Origin of the sequence: Xanthomonas sp. NCPPB 1128 (genome assembly GCF_001043115.1) — a bacterium.
GTDB lineage: Bacteria > Pseudomonadota > Gammaproteobacteria > Xanthomonadales > Xanthomonadaceae > Xanthomonas_A.
The window spans coordinates 1-19,094 of record NZ_LFME01000015.1 but is presented as its reverse complement, the minus strand read 5'-3'; the positions used below and the strand labels follow the sequence as shown (position 1 = coordinate 19,094).

General features: G+C 69.3%; 15 protein-coding genes. 10 read left to right on the top strand and 5 right to left on the bottom strand.

Annotated features, from left to right (window positions below; genetic code table 11):
- The first annotated feature begins 8 nt into the window (after positions 1–8).
- Positions 9–1,196 (top strand): 5-demethoxyubiquinol-8 5-hydroxylase UbiM, encoded by a 1,188-nt coding sequence (gene ubiM / locus ACP93_RS11060; protein ID WP_048490746.1) that lies wholly within the window; start codon positions 9–11, stop codon positions 1,194–1,196.
- 231 nt (positions 1,197–1,427) lie between these two features.
- On the opposite strand, the gene ACP93_RS11055 is transcribed toward ubiM, so the two are convergent.
- Together ACP93_RS11055 and ACP93_RS11050 are read right to left on the bottom strand one after the other, a co-directional pair.
- Positions 1,428–1,757 (bottom strand): hypothetical protein, encoded by a 330-nt coding sequence (locus ACP93_RS11055; RefSeq protein WP_048490745.1) that lies wholly within the window; start codon positions 1,755–1,757, stop codon positions 1,428–1,430.
- 67 nt (positions 1,758–1,824) lie between these two features.
- A complete protein-coding gene (locus ACP93_RS11050) occupies positions 1,825–2,046 on the bottom strand; it encodes an RNA-binding S4 domain-containing protein (protein ID WP_048490744.1) in 222 nt (73 codons plus the stop codon).
- Positions 2,047–2,309: 263 nt separating this feature from the next.
- Here ACP93_RS11050 and ACP93_RS11045 point away from each other — a divergent pair, with 263 nt between their 5' ends.
- From ACP93_RS11045 to ACP93_RS11035, 3 genes are all read left to right on the top strand, one after another.
- A complete protein-coding gene (locus ACP93_RS11045; protein ID WP_048490743.1) occupies positions 2,310–4,277 on the top strand; it encodes a DEAD/DEAH box helicase in 1,968 nt (655 codons plus the stop codon).
- Between the two features lie 227 nt (positions 4,278–4,504).
- Positions 4,505–5,224, top strand: coding sequence for a pseudouridine synthase (locus ACP93_RS11040; RefSeq protein ID WP_048490742.1), 720 nt, complete (start codon positions 4,505–4,507; stop codon positions 5,222–5,224).
- A gap of 133 nt (positions 5,225–5,357) precedes the next feature.
- Complete coding sequence (locus tag ACP93_RS11035) at positions 5,358–6,425, top strand: GGDEF domain-containing protein (RefSeq protein ID WP_048490741.1); 1,068 nt, start codon at positions 5,358–5,360, stop codon at positions 6,423–6,425.
- 284 nt (positions 6,426–6,709) lie between these two features.
- Here ACP93_RS11035 and ACP93_RS11030 read toward each other — a convergent pair whose 3' ends face one another.
- The 3 genes from ACP93_RS11030 to ACP93_RS11020 form a co-directional block, all read right to left on the bottom strand.
- Complete coding sequence (locus ACP93_RS11030; protein ID WP_048490740.1) at positions 6,710–7,657, bottom strand: DMT family transporter; 948 nt, start codon at positions 7,655–7,657, stop codon at positions 6,710–6,712.
- Positions 7,658–7,709: 52 nt separating this feature from the next.
- A complete protein-coding gene (locus ACP93_RS11025; protein WP_048490739.1) occupies positions 7,710–8,684 on the bottom strand; it encodes a 2-keto-3-deoxygluconate permease in 975 nt (324 codons plus the stop codon).
- Between the two features lie 201 nt (positions 8,685–8,885).
- Positions 8,886–9,725 carry a DUF72 domain-containing protein gene (locus ACP93_RS11020; protein WP_048490738.1) on the bottom strand — a complete coding sequence of 280 codons (840 nt, stop codon included), beginning with the start codon at positions 9,723–9,725 and terminating at the stop codon, positions 8,886–8,888.
- Positions 9,726–10,107: 382 nt separating this feature from the next.
- Here ACP93_RS11020 and ACP93_RS11015 point away from each other — a divergent pair, with 382 nt between their 5' ends.
- The 6 genes from ACP93_RS11015 to secF all read left to right on the top strand — a co-directional run bounded on the left by ACP93_RS11015 (position 10,108) and on the right by secF (position 18,769).
- On the top strand, positions 10,108–11,721 hold the full coding sequence (locus tag ACP93_RS11015) for a serine hydrolase (protein ID WP_048490737.1): 1,614 nt from the start codon (positions 10,108–10,110) through the stop codon (positions 11,719–11,721).
- Between the two features lie 274 nt (positions 11,722–11,995).
- Complete coding sequence (locus ACP93_RS11010; protein ID WP_048490736.1) at positions 11,996–13,825, top strand: ABC transporter ATP-binding protein; 1,830 nt, start codon at positions 11,996–11,998, stop codon at positions 13,823–13,825.
- Between the two features lie 237 nt (positions 13,826–14,062).
- The gene (gene tgt / locus ACP93_RS11005) at positions 14,063–15,208 is read left to right on the top strand and encodes a tRNA guanosine(34) transglycosylase Tgt (RefSeq protein ID WP_048490804.1); all 1,146 of its coding nucleotides are present in this window, start codon (positions 14,063–14,065) and stop codon (positions 15,206–15,208) included.
- A 276-nt stretch (positions 15,209–15,484) separates the two neighbouring features.
- Positions 15,485–15,829 (top strand): preprotein translocase subunit YajC, encoded by a 345-nt coding sequence (yajC, locus tag ACP93_RS11000; protein WP_010343515.1) that lies wholly within the window; start codon positions 15,485–15,487, stop codon positions 15,827–15,829.
- A 56-nt stretch (positions 15,830–15,885) separates the two neighbouring features.
- Entirely contained in the window at positions 15,886–17,730 is a 1,845-nt protein-coding gene (gene secD / locus ACP93_RS10995; RefSeq protein ID WP_048490735.1) for a protein translocase subunit SecD, read from the top strand.
- Between the two features lie 73 nt (positions 17,731–17,803).
- Positions 17,804–18,769 carry a protein translocase subunit SecF gene (gene secF, locus ACP93_RS10990; RefSeq protein WP_048490734.1) on the top strand — a complete coding sequence of 322 codons (966 nt, stop codon included), beginning with the start codon at positions 17,804–17,806 and terminating at the stop codon, positions 18,767–18,769.
- Positions 18,770–19,094 lie beyond the last annotated feature (325 nt).

Sequence of the window (19,094 nt, the reverse complement as noted above, 5' to 3'; positions counted from 1 at the left end):
GTCGCCGCATGCAAGTGGATATCGCCATCGTCGGGGCCGGCCCTGCCGGCCTGTGCTTCGCCCGCGCGCTGGCCGGCAGCGGCCTGTCGCTGGCGCTGATCGAGCCGCAGCCGTGCGTGGCGCTGGCCGAGGCCGCCTTCGACGGCCGCGAGATCGCGCTGACCCATGCCTCGCGGGCATTGCTGGAACAGTTGGGCCTGTGGGTGCGGATCGACCCGCAGGCGATCGCGCCGCTGCGCGATGCGCGGGTGATGAACGGTTCCTCGCCGTTCGCGCTGACCTTCGCCGCGGGCGAGGGCGGCCGTGGCGACCTCGGCTGGCTGGTGCCCAATCACCTGATCCGCCGCGCCGCGTTCGCCGCGGTGCAGGACCAGCCTGGTCTGACCCTGCTCGACGGTGTCTCGGTGCAGGCACTGCGCCGCGACGCGCGCCAGGCGCAGGTGCAGCTCTCCGACGGGCGCAACGTGGCCGCGCGCCTGGTGGTGGCGGCCGACAGCCGCTTCTCCAGCACCCGGCGCATGAGCGGGATTGGCGCACAGCTGCGCGATTTCGGCCGCACCATGCTGGTGTGCCGGGTGCGCCACGAGCGCCCGCACCATCAGACCGCCTGGGAGTGGTTCGGCTACGGCCGCACCATGGCCTTGCTGCCGCTGCACGGCAGCGAGGCCTCGGCGGTGCTGACCCTGCCGCCGGAGCGCGCGCAGGCACTGCTGCAGATGGACGAGGCAGAGCTGGGGGCGGAGATCAGTGCCTGCTTCGAGCATCGCCTGGGCGCGATGACGCCGCTGGTGCGGCCGCAGGCCTATCCGCTGGTGGCCGTCTATGCGCAGCGCTTCGTCGCCGAGCGCTATGCCTTGATCGGCGACGCCGCGGTGGGCATGCATCCGGTGACCGCACATGGGTTCAACTTCGGCCTGCAAAGCCAGGCACGGCTGGCGCGCGCGCTGCACGCGGCGGTGGCGCGTGGCGGCGATATTGCCGCGCCCGACCTGCTGGCCGCCTACCAGCGCGGCCACCGCTTGGCCACGCGGCCGCTGTACGAGGCGACCAACGCGATCGCCGCGTTGTACACCGACGACCGCCTGCCGGCCCGTGCCCTGCGCAGCGCCGCGCTACGCGTGGCCGACCGGGTCGCGCCGTTCAAGCGTGCCATCGCTGCACATCTGACCCAGCGCGTTGCGGCCGTGGCGCGCTGAGGGGCGGTCGTGCCGATGCATGCGTGTCTATCGATGCTCTGCGCGGCTTGGCTTTCGCCAGGAGGGATTTGAAGCGCTTCCGTTTGTCGTAGGAGCGGCTTCAGCCGCGATGGGCGTTACCGGTGGCGCCTGTCGCGGCTGAAGCCGCTCCTACGCGGGGACGCGATACACACTGGGCGGCGCTGTGGCGAATCTTCAATCCCGAATCCCGACTCCCGATCTCAGCGGCGGCTAACTGGCGTCGCCGCGCCGCTGTTCCGCACCGGCGACCAGCGCGTCGAGGGCGCTCTGCAGTTCGCCGGAGCGCAGCGCCGCTTCGATCGGGGCGATGGCCCAGGCGCAGCCGGCGTGGCGCAGGTGCTGGCGCCAGTCGCCAGGCCAGGCCTCCAGTTCGTCCAGCGCCAGGTGGATGGAGCCGCCGCGCTCGGCATGCCCGCCGCGGATGGACTGCCCCAGGCAGAACGGCCGCGCTGCGTCGGGATCGAGCTGCGCGATGTACACGTCGTGGCGCGGATCCTCCGCGGACGGCGCGATGTTGCGGATGCCGAGCGTGATCAGCATCGCCCGGCGACCCGTGGTATCCGGCAGCGCCGGCCGGCGAGGGGCAGGCCGGGCGCGCCGATGGCGGTCATACCTTGCCGAGCACCTGCACCTGTACGTCGCCCAGCTGCACCACCTGGCCCGCGCGCACCTTGCAGGCCTTGCGCAGTTCGACCTCCCCGTCCACGCGCTCCTGGCCTTCGCTGATCACGGCCTTGGCCGCACCGCCGCTGTCGCACAGGCCGGTCAGTTTCAACAGGTGCTTGAGTTCCACATAGTCGCTTTCTAGCTGGAGATCGATGGTCTGCATTGGGGCTTGCTCGGAAATCGGCGCCCATTGTCGGTCATTCACGGGCAAAACGCCCGCCATGTTTGCGGTTGCCGCTGTCGCCGTTGCCGCGGCCTGCGGCGCCGCGCCTGCTGGAGGCGGCCGCGATGGCTGGCGGCCGGCAGTGCGGAGCGGGTCACGCCTGAACGGTGCCGTTCACCTGGTTTCGACATGCGGCCCGGCAGGGCGCACAATAGGGGCTTCTTTGCGCCTGCCGGTTCTCTGCGGCGCCCCCGGAGTCTCCCATGTCCCAAGATACCCCCGCGCCGCTGCTGTTCGCAGATCTCGGCCTCTCCCCTGCTGTGATGAAGGCGGTCGCCGACGTCGGCTACGAGTCGCCGTCGCCGATCCAGGCCGCCACCATCCCGGCGCTTCTGACCGGCCGCGATCTGCTCGGCCAGGCGCAGACCGGCACCGGCAAGACCGCCGCCTTCGCGCTGCCGATCCTGTCGCGGCTGGATTTCGCCCAGCGCAAGCCGCAGGCGCTGGTGCTGGCGCCCACGCGCGAACTGGCGATCCAGGTGGCCGAGGCGTTCCATCGCTACGCCGCCGCGATCCCCGGCTTCCAGGTGCTGCCGGTGTACGGCGGCCAGCCCTACGTTCAGCAGCTGTCGGCGCTCAAGCGCGGCGTGCACGTGGTGGTGGGCACCCCCGGGCGCGTCATCGATCACCTCGACCGCGGCACCCTGGACCTGTCCGAGCTGAAGACGCTGGTCCTGGACGAAGCCGACGAGATGCTGCGCATGGGCTTCATCGACGATGTCGAGGCGGTGCTGAAGAAGCTGCCGGAATCGCGCCAGGTGGCGCTGTTCTCGGCGACCATGCCGCCGGCGATCAAGCGCATCGCCCAGACCTATCTGAACGATCCGGCCGAGGTGATCATCGCCTCCAAGACCACCACCTCGGCCAACATCCGCCAGCGCTACTGGGCGGTGAGCGGGCTGCACAAGCTCGACGCGCTGACCCGGATCCTGGAGGTCGAGCCGTTCGACGCGATGATCATCTTCGCCCGCACCAAGGCCGGTACCGACGAGCTGGCGCAGAAGCTGCAGGCGCGCGGCCTGGCCGCGGCGGCGATCAACGGCGACATCCAGCAGGCGCAGCGCGAGCGGGTGATCCAGCAGCTCAAGGACGGCAAGCTCGACGTCCTGGTCGCCACCGACGTGGCCGCGCGCGGCCTGGACGTGGAGCGGATCAGCCACGTGCTGAACTACGACATCCCCTACGACACCGAAAGCTACGTGCACCGCATCGGCCGCACCGGCCGTGCCGGGCGCAGCGGCGAGGCGATCCTGTTCGTCAGCCCGCGCGAGCGCGGCATGCTGCGCGCGATCGAGCGTGCCACCCGGCAGCCGATCGAGGAGATGCAGCTGCCCAGCGTCGACGCGGTCAACGACCAGCGCGTGACCCGCTTCATGGAGAAGATCAGCGAGACCATCGCCAGCGGCGGCATCGACATGTACCGCGATCTGCTGCAGAAGTTCGAGGCCGAGAAGAACGTGCCGATGGTGGAAGTGGCCGCGGCGCTGGCGCGCCTGCTGCAGGGCGACACGCCGCTGTTGCTGGCTCCGGACCGTCCGCGTCCGCCGCAGGGCGAACGCTTCGAGCGCCGCGAGCGGCCCGAACGTGGCGAACGTGGCGAGCGCCCGGAGCGCCCCCGCTTCGAGCCGAAGTTCGAGCGCGAGCCGCGTGCGCCGCGTCGCGACGACGGCGAGCGTCCGGCGCGTCCGGCCCCGGCCGCGCGTGGCGAGGATTTCGATTACCACCGCGACGTCGGCAGCTTCGAGGCACCGCGCCGCGACAAGGCGCCGAAAGCACCGCGCGGCGCGCCGGAAGTGGGCATGGAGACCTACCGCATCGAGGTCGGCCACCAGCACGGGGTCAAGCCGGCCAACATCGTCGGTGCGATCGCCAACGAAGCCGGGCTGGAGAGCAAGTACATCGGTCGCATCGACATCCATGACGACCACTCGGTGCTGGACCTGCCGGCGGACATGCCGCGCGAACTGCTGACGCATCTGAAGAAGGTCTGGGTGTCCGGCCAGCAACTGCAGATGCGCAAGCTCGAGGGCGACGATGCCGGCGGCGCGCCGTTCAAGCCGAAGTTCGCCCGCACCGGCAAGCCCGGCGGCAAGCCCAACGCCGCAGGCCCGCGCCCGGCCGGCCGCTTCGCCGCCGACCGCCCGCCGCGCAAGGGTCCGCCGAAGCGGTGAGAGGCTGGGATTGGGGAGTCGGGATTGGGGATTCGCAAGCGCGTTCCCCGATTCTGATTTTTCCCTGCGATGCCGTGGACTAGGCAGTCACGTGCTATGGCTCAGGCGTGCGGCAAACGGCTACGTTCGTTCCAGTCTTTCGCGCCGCTGTCCGACTTCCTGTGTTCCCGCACGACACGCGACCCTGCTTTGACGAATCCCCAATTCCCAATCCCGAATCCCAGCCCATGCCAGTCCGCCTCAACAAGCACATCGCCGAGACCGGTTTTTGCTCGCGCCGCGAGGCCGATCGGCTGATCGCTGCGCGCCGGGTCACCGTCAACGGCATGCCGGGCGGGGTCGGGTCGGTGGTGGGCGAGGGTGACGAGGTCAAGGTCGACGGGCAGCCGTTGCGCGCGCGCGCCAAGGCCAAGAGCGGCCGCCGCCACGTCTACATCGCGCTGAACAAGCCGGTCGGGGTGACCTGCACCACCGAGAGCGCGGTCAAGGGCAACATCGTCGACTTCGTCGGCCACGAGCAGCGCATCTTCCCGATCGGGCGCCTGGACAAGGAGTCCGAGGGGCTGATCCTGATGACCAGCAACGGCGACATCGTCAACGAGATCCTGCGCGCCGAGAACCGCCACCAGAAGGAATACCTGGTGGCGGTGAACAAGCCGGTCACCGACGAATTCCTGCGCGGCATGGCGCGCGGCGTGCGTGTGCACGACCAGATGACGCTGCCGTGCCGCACCGCGCGGATCGCCAAGTTCGGCTTCCGCATCGTGCTGGAGCAGGGGCTCAACCGACAGATCCGGCTGATGGCGGCCGCGTTCGACTACCGCGTCACCCAGTTGCGCCGCGTGCGGATCGACAACATCAAGCTCGGCGCGCTGAAGCCGGGCCAGTGGCGCAATCTTACCGAGCAGGAACTGCACGGCCTGCTGCCGCAGCGTCAGGAGTGGTAACCACGTCGCAGTGTCGGTGGCCGGCCGCCGCCACGCGGCCAGCCTGCGCCGGCGGTGCGTCCGCCTGGGCTGGCGTCCGCCGCGGATTTGGCCATACTGCGCAACGCGAACCATCGCCGCCGCCGGGTATCCCGTGATCAAGCCCCGCAAGCCCGACAACGAAGCCGCGCGCCTGCAGGCGCTGCACGCATTGCAGATCCTCGATACCGAACCGGAAACGTCCTACGACGATTTGGTCGACATCGCCGCCAAGCTGTGCAACGCGCCCTCGGCGCTGATCTCGCTGGTGGACGACGAGCGCCAATGGCTGAAGGCGCAGCGCAACGTGTGCCTGTTGAGCGACGCGCGCGACGAGTCGTTCTGCGGCCACACCATCCTGACCCCGGAGCAGGTCATGGTGGTCGCCGATGCCACTGCCGATGCGCGCTTCCAGCAGAATCCGCTGGTCACCGAGGGTGGAGTGCGGTTCTACGCCGGCGCGCCGTTGCTGACCCGCGACGGCCTGGCGGTCGGCACGGTCTGCGTGCTCGACAACCGTCCGCGCACCCTGGAGCCGGCGCAGTTGGAAGCGTTGCAGGCGCTGTCGCGGCAGGTGATGCAGTTGATCGAGCTGCGCCGCAGCAGTCACGCGCTGGCGCTGCAACTGCGCGAACGCGCGTGGTACGAGCAGCAGTTGCTGCAGTACCAGGACGCGTTGGAATCGCTCAACGCCGAACTGCTGGAGCAGGCGCGCACCGATCCGCTGACCGGCTTGCTCAATCGCCGTGCCTTCGCCACGTCGCTGATGATCCATGCCGAGGCGGCGCAACTGAGCGCCGCGCCGCTCAGCGTGGCGATCCTGGACCTGGATTATTTCAAGAGCGTCAACGACCTGCACGGCCACGACAAGGGCGACGAGGTGTTGTTGGCGCTGGCCGAGATGCTGCGCACGCGGATGCCGCCGGACAGCGTGGTGGCGCGCTACGGCGGCGAGGAGTTCGCGTTGCTGCTGCCGGGCCTGGATGCGGCGCGGGCGGTGCACGCCTGCGAACGCTTGCGCCAGGACACCAGCCTGCTGCAGCTCGGCGTGCCGCTCACTGCCAGCATCGGCGTGGCCGCGCTGCAGGGCCGCGAGAGCGCCGAGGACCTGCTCAAGCGTGCCGACCAGGCCCTGTACGAGGCCAAGCGCGCCGGCCGCGATTGCGTGTCGCTGGCGGCGTAGGCGCGTCACTTCATTGCGGGACGATGCTCAGGCTCCTCCTTCTTCCACGGGAAAAAGTACCCCGCAGGGGGGAGGCGCGTCGTCTCGCGAACGCAGAGTGCGTAGACGCTTTCGCGCCGTACCCTCACCCCAACCCCTCTCCCGGGGGGAGAGGGGCTAGAAGTACCGCGCCTCCCCGAACATGCCGAGCCCATCGCATTGGGCCTGCGGCCATGCCGCACATGCGCAGGGCCGGGCCAATCCCGACTCCCCAATCTCCAATCCCGGAGTGAGCGCGCCAGCGCTCACTCCATCACGTTCTTCGCCTCGCAGGTCGCCAGCAGCTCCGGGTGCCGCACCGTGCGGGTGCGGGTCAGCAGCGGATGCAGGAACACCGCGCCCAGGATCACCGCCACGCCGAGGTAGAACAGCCCGGTGAGCTGGCGCTGCTCGTCCAGCAGCACGATCGCGAACACGATCGCGTAGACCGGTTCCAGGTTGGTGACCAGTTGCACTGCGTAGGCGCTGAGCCGGCGCAGCGCGACCAGGGCCAGGGCGAACGGCAGCAGCGTGCACAGCAGCGCCAGCGCCAGCAGCAGCGCGGTGTCGTGCAGGCTGGGCAGCACCAGCAAGGGCCCGCTCAACGCTGGCAGCACGAAGGGCAGCAACGGCGCCAGTGCGGTCAGAGTCAGGGTGCCGGCGCCCAGTTCCAGCGCGGTCACGGTCAGCGGATCGGCATGGTCGACCAGGCGCTTGTTGAGCGAGCCGAAGGCCGCCACCAGCAGCGCCGACACCGCACCGATCGCCACGCCGGCGCGCATCCCGTGCGGGCCGCCGCCGACCACCAGGGCCACACCCGGCAGCACCGCCAGGCCGAAGGCCAGTTCGCTGGGGCGGAACGGCCGCTTCGCCACCCACGGTTCGATCACCGCGGTGAACACCGGCGCCAGCGCGATGCAGGTCGCTGCGACCGAGGCGTTGGCCAGCTTGATCGCGCCGTAGAAGGTCAGCCAGTGCAGGCCGACCAGGGCGCCGACCACGGCGTAGCCCAGCGCCAGTTTCGGCGTCAGTGCGGCCAGGCTGCGCCACACCCGCGGCAGCAGGGCCAGCGCCGCCACCACCATCAGCATGCGCCACCACACCAGCGGCAGCGCGGGCAGGGTGATCAGCTTGCCGAGAATCGCGGTGATTCCCCACAGCAGGACGCAGAAATGGATTTGCAGCTGGGCTTTGGTGGTGGGGTGCATCGGCATCCGCGTATTGTCGCGCAAAGCGCGGCGCGACGGTCGCGGATCGGGTTACGGATCAGCCGTCCGCTGCGGACGGCGACGCGGTCCGCGCCATCCTGCGCGCGTAGGCGGCGGTGAGCGGCGGCACCAGCAATGCCGTCACCACCACCGAGGTCGCCACCAGCGCGGTCGCGGCCGGCGCGGTGGCCTGGAACTGCGGCGCCACCGTCGCCACCAGTGCGGGCGTGGCCACCGCCGCGCCTGCGGTGCTGGAGGCGGCGAGGCCGGCGCTGCCGTTGCCGCCGGCCAGCCAGCGGTCGGCCAGCAACAGCGGGATCCCGGTCGCCACGATCACCAGCAGGCCCAGCGCGACGCCGGCCACGCCGGCGTGGGCGACCATGCGCAGGTCCAGGGTGTTGCCCAGGGCGAAGGCGAAGAACGGGATCAGCGCCGGCACCGCCCGCGCGAACAGGGCGCGCAGCGCCGGGTCCAGGTTGCCGAGCGCAAAACCCGCCAGCAGCGGCAACACCGCGCCCAGCAGCAGCCGCGGTTCGAAGCTGGCAACGCCGGCGCTGCCCAGGATCAGCATGGTCACCAGCGGTCCGGATTCCAGCGACATCAGCGCCATCGCCCCGGCCTCGCCGCGGCCGCCGTACTGCTGCATGAGCGCGGCGAACAGACCGGCGTTGGTCATGTCCATCGCCGCGACCAGTGCCAATGCCGACATGCCGCTCCACACGCCAGCAACGATGCCGCCCGGAGGCAACAGCCGCGCGGCGAGCACCGCGGTCAGCCATGCCACCGCGATCTTGGTCAGCACCAGCACGCCGGAGGCGCGCAGCACGCGGCCGCCGCTGCGCAGCCGGATCGAGGCGCCCAGGCAGAAACACCACACCGCCAGGATCGGCACCAGCCCACCGATCAGGCCCTGGGTGAACGAGCCGAACCAGGCGCCGGCCTGCGGCCACAGGGTGTGGCAGAGCGCGCCGAGCAGCAGCGGCGCCAGCATCATGCCGCCGGGAAGACGTTCGAGCGTGCGCTTGATCCGCATCGATGGGCTCCGTGTGTGGAGGTGCGGCGCGTGGCCGCGGCCCGGCGACGGCGCCGGACGGGCGCTTTTGTACCGCAGCGCGGCGACCGCCAGGTGTCGCCGGGTGCGCGCGGTCGAGGCCCGGTTCAGCCATCTTGCGCCCGTGGCGTCGGCGGTCGCGCTTGCGCTGTGCCGCACGTCGCGTGCGTGCGGCACAGCGCGTCACGCCTGTGCGGCAGACCCGAGGATCTTCAGCAAGGCCATCGCCGCCGCAGGATTGCGTTCCTTGGCAGCGCTGATGAAGTAGACGAACACCTCACGCGGCGTGGGTTTGGCCAAGCTCGTGTCGGCATGCGGCAGCGCCTGCGGATCCTCGCCGCGGCGCCAGGCCTGCGCGTGCGCGGCCCAGGCCTGCAGTTCCTTGGCGGTGTAGCCATGGGCGAGGTCGGCGCGGCTGCGCATCAGCCGCGCATAGACGAAGTCGGCGCCCAGGTCGGCGAAGGAGGGGAACTCGGGGGAATCGGTGAACACCGTGGCCACGCCGTGCCGGCGGGTCAGTTGCAGCAGTTCCGGGCCGACACAATCGGGATCGCGCACTTCCAGCACGTGGCGCAGCCGGTGTCCGTCGGCCTTGCGCGGCAGCAGGTCCAGGAACGCGGCCAGGTCGTCCAGGTCCAGGCGATGGCCGTGCTCGAACTGCCACAGCAGCGGACCGAGGCGGTCGCCGAGGCTGGCGATGCCGCCGACGAAATCCTCGATCTGCGTGCCGGCGCCGGCCAGCCGCCGCAGCGCGGTGATGCGCTTGGGCGCCTTGGCCGAGAACAGGAAACCCGGCGGCGTTTCGTCGCGCCAGCGCGCATAGGTGTCCGGCTTCTGCGCACCGTAGTAGGTCCCGTTGATCTCGATGCTGGTGACGTGGCGGCTGGCGTATTCCAGCTCGCGGCGTTGCACCAGGCCCTGCGGATAGAACATGCCGCCGCGCCACGGCGCGTAGGTCCAGCCGCCGATGCCGACGCGGATGCCGTCCGGCGCGGCCGGGGCGGAGTCGAAGAGGTCGTTCATGCGGGCGTGTCCGGCGGCAGGCGGGGAGCGATTGTGCCGCAGCGCGGCGTTGCGGGGTGTCGTCGCGGGCGCCAACGGCCTCGTGGCGTCGCCAGGCGGTGCGCGGCGCGCGCCTGTGCAGCGTGTTCGTCGCCTACGCGATGGCGTGCGGCGTGCGGCATGCAAGCGTGGAAGCGGGAATGGCCGCCAGGCTCCGCTGGCCGCTGCGTGCGGGATCGACGTCGGCGGCAGGTGTCGGCGCCCGTCTGGACGGCACCCGGAACTGCGCGGCGTCGACGCAGCGCAGCGTGGCTCCGCCGCAAACGGCCCGGCAGGCTCTACACTCGCCCTCGACGCGCGCGGCTGCGTGCGGCCTTGGTTTCCCTTCTCAGGAGCGACGCAGTTGAAGAGCATCTCGATGGGCTGCGGCCTGTTGTTGGCGGTGAGCGACACCGTGCAGGCGCAGGCGCCGGCCCCCGACGCGGCCCCTGCACCGGCCCCGGCCGCGTTGCCGCCGGCCTTGCAGGACCTGGATGCCCAGGTGGAGCGCGTGCGCAAGCAGTTCGACGTGCCGGGCATCGCCATCGCCATCGTCAAGGACGGGAAGGTGGTGCTGGAGCGTGGCTACGGCGTGCGCGAACTCGGCAAGCCGGAACCGGTGGACGCGCAGACACTGTTCGCCATCGCCTCCAATACCAAGGCCTTCACCTCCGCGGCGCTGTCGATCCTGGCCGACGAAGGCAAGCTCAAGCTCGAGGACCGGGTGGTGGACCACCTGCCGTGGTTCCAGATGTCCGACGCCTACGTCACCCGCGAGATGCGCGTGCGCGACCTGCTCAGCCATCGCAGTGGCCTGAGCCTGGGTGCGGGCGACCTGCTGTTCTGGCCGACCACCAGCTACAGCAACGCGGAGGTGGTGCGGCGCCTGGCGCACGTGCCGCTGAAGGGCGGTTTTCGCGACCGCTACGCCTACGACAACATCCTGTACGCGGTGGCGCAGAAGCTGATCGAGCAGGTGTCCGGGCAGAGCTATGCCGAGTTCGTGCGCCAGCGCATCTTCGTGCCGGTGGGCATGGCCGGCGCGCGCATCAACAGCGACCATCTGCAGCCGGGCGACGAGGCCGCGGTCGGCCACGCCAAGTTCGATTTCCGCGAGCTGCGCACGGTGGCGCCGCTGACCTGGTCCAACAATTCCGGCGCCGGCGGCATCTACGCCAATGTGCACGACATGGCCAAGTGGATGCAGGTGCAGCTCGACGGCGGGCGCCTGCCGTCCGCCGATGGTCAGCCGCATCAGCTGTTCAGCGCCCAGCGCCAGCAGGAGATGTGGCAGATGATCACGCCGATCGCGGTGTCCGAGCCGAGCGTGCCGGAACTGCTTCCGGCCAAGCCCAACTTCGCCGGCTACGGCGAGGGCTGGAGCCTGAGCGACTACCGTGGCGCCAAGCTGGTCTGGCACACCGGCGGCTGGCCGGGCATGGTCTCGCGGTTGACCCTGGTACCGGAGCGCAAGCTGGGCGTGATCGTGCTGACCAACCAGGAGGTGGGCGCCGCCTTCAACGCGATCACCCTGCGCGTGCTGGACGCCTACCTGGGCGCGCCGGCGACCGACTGGACCGGTGCCTACGCCAAGGCCGTGGCCAAGGCCGACGCCAACGCCGACGAGGACTGGGCCAAGCACGTGGCCGCGCGCGACGCCAAGTCGACGCCGTCGCTGCCGCTGTCCGGCTACGCCGGCACCTACCGCGACCCGTGGTACGGCGACGTGGTGGTGCGCCAGCAGGGCAAGCGCCTGGAACTGCAGTTCAGCAAGACCGCGCAGCTGGTCGGCACCCTGGAGCACTGGCAGCACGACACCTTCATCGTGCGCTGGCGCGACCGCTCCCTCAACGCCGACGCCTTCGTCAATTTCGCGCTGACGCCCGACGGCAAGGTGCGCGAGGCGCGCATGCAGGCGATCTCGCCGCTGACCGATTTCAGCTTCGATTTCCAGGATCTGGTGCTGACGCCGGAGTGAGGCCGGGATTCGGGAGTGGGGATTCGGGATTCGTAGGAGCGGCGTCAGCCGCGACCAGGCGTTATCGGTAACGCCTGGTCGCGGCTGAAGCCGCTCCTACAACAGAAAGCGATAGGCGCCATGCGCGCGGGATGCCGCTCTTGCGATTCCCCAATCCCGAATCCCCAATCTCGGCTTCACCTCGAATCCCCAATCCCGAATCCCCATTCCCGGCGTCACAGAACGTGACGCCCGATACGCTACCCTGGCGCCCCTTTTTCAGCATGGCGTGGCGATGTTCCGCTGGTTCGAGTCCCTGATCGAGGTCTTCCCGAAGATCGAGACGCAGATGCCGCCGCGCGGGGTGGTGCGCTTCTATCTGCACTACCTGCGCCCGTTGTGGCCGCTGCTGCTGGCCACGGTGGTGGCGGGGTTGCTGCTGGCGCTGGTGGAAGTGGCGATGTTCGATTTCCTCGGGCGCATCGTCGACATGGTCGCCGAGCAGCCGGGGCCGGACTTCTTCCAGCGCCACGCCGGCGAGCTGCTGTGGATGGCGCTGATCGTGCTGGTGGCGCGGCCGTTCTTCGTCGGCCTGCACAACCTGCTGGTGAACCAGGCGATCGTGCCCGGCCTGAGCAACCGCGCGCGCTGGCTGATGCACAACTACGTGGTGCGGCAGAGCCTGGGCTTCTTCCAGAACGACTTCGCCGGGCGCATCGCCAACCGGGTGATGCAGACCGGCACCTCGCTGCGCGAGTCGGCGGTGCAGATGGTCGATGCGCTGTGGTACATCCTGGTCTACACGACCAGCGCGCTGTGGCTGTTCGCCCAGGCCGACCCGTGGCTGATGGTGCCGCTGATCGCGTGGCTGCTGGTCTACGTGGGGTTGATGGTCTACTTCGTGCCGCGGATGAAGCAGCGCGCCTGGATCGCCTCGGACGCGCGCTCCAAGGCGATGGGTCGCATCGTCGACGGCTACACCAACATCGCCACGCTCAAGCTGTTCTCGCACGCCGGTCGTGAGCAGGGCTACGTGCGCGAGGCGATCGACGAACTGGCGGTCAAGCATCGCCGGCAGACCCGCATGACCACGGCGATGGATACCGCCATCGCCATCGCCAACGGCTTCCTGATCGTCGGGACCTGCGGCCTGGCGCTGTGGCTGTGGAACCGCGGCCAGATCAGCGTGGGCGCGATCACCGTGGCCACCGGCCTGGTGATCCGCATCCACAACATGTCCGGCTGGATCATGTGGACGGTCAACGGCCTGTTTGAGGACATCGGTGCAGTGCAGGACGGCATGGAGACCATCGCGCAGCCGGCGCAGGTGCAGGATCGCGCCGATGCCGTACCGCTGCAGGTGCAGCGCGGCGAGGTGCGCTTCGAGCACATCCATTTTCACTACGGCAAGCGCGGCGGGGTCATCGCCGGGCTCGACCTGCAGGTGCGTGCGGGCGAGAAGATCGGCCTGGTCGGGCCGTCGGGCGCCGGCAAGTCGACCCTGGTCAACGTGCTGCTGCGGCTGTACGACCTGGAGCAGGGCCGTATCCTGATCGACGGGCAGGACATCGCCGGCGTCACCCAGGAGAGCCTGCGCCAGCAGATCGGCCTGGTCACCCAGGACACCTCGCTGCTGCATCGCTCGATCCGCGACAACCTGCTGTACGGCCGCCCCGACGCCAGCGAGGCGCAGCTGCGTGCGGCGGTGGCCAAGGCGCGCGCCGGCGAGTTCATCGAGCAACTGCTGGACGGCGAGGGCCAGCGCGGCTACGACGCGCAGGTCGGTGAGCGCGGGGTCAAGTTGTCCGGCGGCCAGCGCCAGCGCATCGCCATCGCCCGCGTGCTGCTCAAGGACGCGCCCATCCTGATCCTGGACGAGGCGACCTCGGCGCTGGATTCGGAAGTGGAAGCGGCGATCCAGGACAGCCTGGACGAGCTGATGGCCGGCAAGACGGTGATCGCGATCGCCCACCGGCTCTCCACCATCGCGCGGATGGACCGGCTGGTGGTGATGGACCGCGGCGCCATCGTCGAGACCGGCACCCACGCCGAACTTGTGGCCCGCGGCGGCCTGTACGCGCGGCTGTGGGCGCGCCAGACCGGCGGCTTCGTCGCGTCGGACTGACGCGGCTCGCCATCCAGGATGGCTGGCGACGGCGCGACATCGGTGTCGCGCCGTCGGGGCAGGGCGGCGCCGGCTACGCGCCCCGGCATGGTCCTGGGCGGCGCCTGCGCTGTGCGTGCCCGATGCGGATGCGACCAGCCGACCGTGGTGCTTCCGCTGGGCGGCGCACTGCCAGGCGGTTCGGCGCCGACGGCCCGGCAATGCGACAATGCGCGGCTTACCGAGATGCGCCAGACCATGTCCCGATTGCAGTTCGAGCTCCACACCACCGACGGCGCCGCGCGCCGCGGCCGCCTGACCTTCCCGCGCGGAACGGTCGAGACTCCCGCGTTCATGCCGGTGGGCACCTACGGCTCGGTCAAGGGCGTGCTGCCCGAGCAGATCAAGGCGCTGGGCGCGCAGATCATCCTCGGCAACACCTTCCACCTGTACCTGCGCCCGGGCCTGGACGTGATCGGCGACCACGGCGGCCTGCACGGCTTCGCCCGCTGGGACGGGCCGATCCTGACCGATTCCGGCGGCTTCCAGGTGTTCTCGCTGGCGCACCGGCGCAAGATCAGCGAGCAGGGCGTCACCTTCGCCTCGCCGACCGACGGCGCCAGGGTGTTCCTGGGGCCCGAAGAGAGCATGCAGATCCAGCGGGTGCTCGATTCGGACATCGTGATGATCTTCGACGAGTGCACCCCATACCCGGCCACCGAGGACGTGGCGCGGCGCTCGATGGAACTGAGCCTGCGCTGGGCGCAGCGCTCGCGCGACGCGCACGACGCGCTTGGCAACGACGCGGCGCTGTTCGGCATCGTCCAGGGCGGCGTGCATGCGGACCTGCGCACCCGCTCGATCGAGGGGCTGCAGGCGATCGGTTTCGACGGCTATGCGATCGGCGGGCTGGCGGTGGGCGAGCCGGAGCACGAGCGCAACGCCATGCTCGAGCACCTGCATCCGCGCCTGCCGGGCGACCGCCCGCGCTACCTGATGGGCGTTGGGCGCCCGGAGGACCTGGTCGAAGGCGTGGCCCGCGGCGTGGACATGTTCGACTGCGTGATGCCGACCCGCAATGCGCGCAACGGCCACTATTTCACCTCCTTCGGCACGGTGCGCATCCGCAACGCCCGCTACGAGCGCGATCTGGACCCGATCGAGCCGGGCTGCGGCTGCCATGCCTGCAGCAGCGGCTACACCCGCGCCTACCTGCGCCACCTGGACCGCTGCAACGAGATGCTGGCGCCGATGCTGGGCACCCTGCACAACCTCTGGTACTACCAGAAGCTGATGGCCGACATGCGCGCGGCGATCGCCGCGGGAACCTTTGCCCAGTTCCGGCGGTCCTTCTATGCGGCCCGCGGGGTGGAAGCCACCCCACTCCCAACGGAGCACGGATAAGCCCCTCTCCCCCCGGGAGAGGGGTTGGGGTGAGGGTCGGGCGAAGCCTCGTGCGGTCGAAATGACACGAGGCTGCGCCCGTACCCTCATCCGCCCCTGCGCGGCACCTTCCCCCGAGAAGGGGGAAGGTGCCGAAGGGAGAAGGAAAAGCGCGCTGCGGCCGTTCCGGGGGTTGGGGGAAGATCGTGGCATAATCGGCGGCTGCTTGCTGCCGCAAGGCAAACCAGCGGTCCGTGCCCCAGGGCGTCGGGCTGCCCAAACCATAGGACGTACCCGATGAATCCGCTCGATTTCCTGATTCCCGTCGCCCAGGCGCAGACCGCCGGCGGCACCGCCCCGGCCGGTGGCGGCCTGCAGATGTTCCTGCTGCCCATCATCCTGATCGCGGTGATGTATTTCGTGATGATTCGGCCGCAGATGAAGCGCCAGAAGGAACACAAGTCGATGCTGGACAAGCTCGGCCGTGGCGACGAGGTCATCACCTCCGGCGGCGTGGCCGGCGTGGTCACCGACATCGGCGACAACTTCATCACCATCGAAGTGGCCGACAACGTGCGCATCCGCGTGCAGAAGGGCGCCGTCGGCAATGTCCTGCCGAAGGGCACGCTGAAGTCCGCCTGATCCATTTCTCCTACTGCTAGGCGCGACGCCGGCGTGGCGTCGTGCGGGGTCCCGCAATGCTTGAGTTTCCGCGCTGGAAGTATGTCCTCATCCTGATCGTGCTGGCGTTGAGCGCGTTGTACGCGCTGCCCAACGTGTACCAGAAGGATCCGTCGGTCCAGATCACCGCCAGCCGCGGCGGCAAGATCGACGACGTCCTGCGCGAGCGGGTCCTCGCCGACCTGAAGACGGCCGGGATCACCCCGAAGCGGGTCGACAAGGAAGGCGACAGCCTGATGGTGCGCCTGCCGAACCTGCAGGCGCAGACCCGTGCCAACGACGTGCTGCGCCAGCAGGTGGGCGAGAACTACACGGTGGCGCTGAACCTGGCCTCGACGGTGCCGGACTGGCTGTCGCGGCTGGGCGGCAAGCCGATGGTGCTGGGTCTGGACCTGGTCGGCGGCGTGCACTTCGCCCTGCAGGTGGACCAGAAGGCGGCGCTGGAAAAGCGCCTGGACGCCTTCGCCGAGGACATCCGCACCACCTTGCGTGACGCCCGCCTGGCCTACCGCTCGGTCGATCGCCGTCCGGACAACAGCATCCAGGTCAGCCTGGGCGAGGGCGTCGACGCCGCCGCCGCGCGCGCCGCCATCGCCAAGGCGCAGCCGACCCTGAGCTACGCGGTGTCCGGGCAGACCATCACGGTCACCGTGCCGGAGGCGGAGCTGAAGCAGATCGCCGCCGGCGCCATCGAGCAGAACCTGACCACGCTGCGCAACCGCGTCAACCAGTTGGGCGTGGCCGAACCGATCATCCAGCGCCAGGGCGACGACCGCATCGTGGTCGAGCTGCCGGGCGTGCAGGACACCGCCGAAGCCAAGCGCATGATCGGCGCCACCGCCACGCTGGAGTTCCGCGGCGTGGTCGACGGCAATGCCGAGGATGCGGTGCGCAGCGGCAACATCCCGCCCGACGCCAAGGTCTACCGCTTGCGCGACAGCGGCGCCCCGGTGCTGCTGAGCAAGCGCGTGCTGGTGTCCGGCGACCAGATGGTCAACGCCACCGTCAGCACCGACCAGAACGGCATGCCGGCCGTGGCGGTGACGCTCAACAACGCCGCCGGCCAGCGCATGTTCGACTACACCAGCGCCAATACCGGCAAGCTGATGTCGGTGGTCTACATCGAGCGCATCCCCACCGTGACCATGGTCGACGGCAAGGAAGTGCGCAGCGTGCGGGTCAACGAGGAGGCGCTGGCGCCGACCCGGATCGCCGGCGTGTTCGGCAAGAATTTCCAGACCACCGGCCTGGAGAAGACCGAGGCCGAGAACCTGGCCAAGCTGCTGCGCGCCGGTTCGCTGGCCGCGCCGATGGACTTCGTCGAGGAATACGTGATCGGCCCCAGCCTGGGCGCGGAAAACGTGGAGCGCGGCGTCACCGCCGTGGTCTACGCCTTCCTGTTCACCCTGGTGTTCTTCAGCGTGTACTACCGCATGTTCGGCCTGATCACCTCGGTCGCGCTGCTGATGAACCTGCTGATCGTGGTCTCGGTGATGTCGCTGTTCGGCGCGACCATGACCTTGCCCGGCTTCGCCGGCCTGGCGCTGTCGGTGGGTCTGTCGGTGGACGCCAACGTGCTGATCAACGAGCGTATCCGCGAAGAGCTGCGCCTGGGCGTGCCGCCCAAGTCGGCGATCGCGGCCGGTTACGAGAAGGCCGGCGGCACCATCCTCGACGCCAACCTGACCGGCCTGATCGTCGGCGTGGCGCTGTACGCGTTCGGTACCGGCCCGCTGAAGGGCTTCGCGCTGACCATGATCATCGGCATCTTCGCCTCGATGTTCACCGCGATCACCGTGTCGCGCGCGCTGGCGGTGCTGATCTACGGCCGTCGCAAGAAGATCAAGTCCGTGGCCATCTGAGCCACGCACGCCACCTTCCGCACGTCCCCGCGCCGGCAGGCGCGGGGTCCAAAAAAACGCAGAGCGGTCTCTAATGAAAATCTTCCCGCTTCACCTGATCCCCAACGACACCAAGATCGACTTCATGCGCTGGCGGCACCCGACCCTGGTGCTGATGCTGCTGCTGGCGCTGGCCTCGTTCGCGGTGATCTTCGCCAAGGGCTTCAACTACGCGCTGGAGTTCACCGGCGGCGCGCTGGTGCAGACCAGCTTCCAGAAGCCGGTCGACGTGGACCAGGTGCGCGAGCAGCTGGCCAAGGCCGGCTTCGAGAACGCGCAGGTGCAGAACGTCGGCAGCGGCAACGAGGTGGTGATCCGCCTGCAGCCGCAGGGCGAGCACAACAACGAGGACATCACCAAGAACCTCGCCGAGCAGGTGCGCAAGGCGGTGAGCACCGCGCAGAACCCGGCCACGGTCAAGCCGGGCGAGTTCGTCGGCCCGCAGGTCGGCAAGGACCTGGCCTTGAATGGCGTCTACGCCACGGTGTTCATGCTGGTCGGCTTCCTGATCTACATCGCGTTCCGGTTCGAGTGGAAGTTCGCGGTGGTGGCCAGCCTGACCGCGCTGTTCGACCTGCTGGTGACGGTGGCCTACGTGTCGGTCACCGGCCGCGAGTTCGACCTGACCGTGCTGGCCGGCCTGCTGTCGGTGATGGGCTTTGCGATCAACGACATCATCGTGGTGTTCGACCGCGTGCGCGAGAACTTCCGCAGCCTGCGCGTGGAACCGATCGAGGTGCTGAACCGCTCGATCAACCAGACCCTGTCGCGTACGGTGATCACCGCGGTGATGTTCTTCCTGTCGGCGCTGGCGCTGTACCTGTACGGCGGCGAGTCGATGGAAGGCCTGGCGCTGACCCACATGATCGGTGCGGTGATCGTGGTGGTCTCCTCGGTGATCGTGGCGGTGCCGCTGCTGTCGATCGGGCCGTTCCAGGTCACCAAGCAGGACCTGCTGCCGAAGGCCAAGGATGTGGAGGCGCTGGCGCGTCGGCCCTGAGTGGGGCCGGGAGTGGGGATTCGGGAATGGGGAATCGTAGAAGCGTGATTTCCTGGTCCTGAAACACTCCTCCTGCGAACAAAAAAGCCGCGCGGATGCGCGGCTTTTTCTTTGTGCGGATGGCGGAGCCGGGCAGCGTCTCTTTTGCCGTAGGAGCGGCTTTAGCCGCGATGCCTTACCGGTAACGCGTCGCGGCTAAAGCCGCTCCTTGTATCTGGACGTGACGCCCCTAAACAGGTGTCATGTCTTCCGACTGATCATCGGAGGAGGTGCGGGAAGTCCAGTCGCTCCTAAAGCTTCGAGCTTGCATCGTAGATCGGCTCCG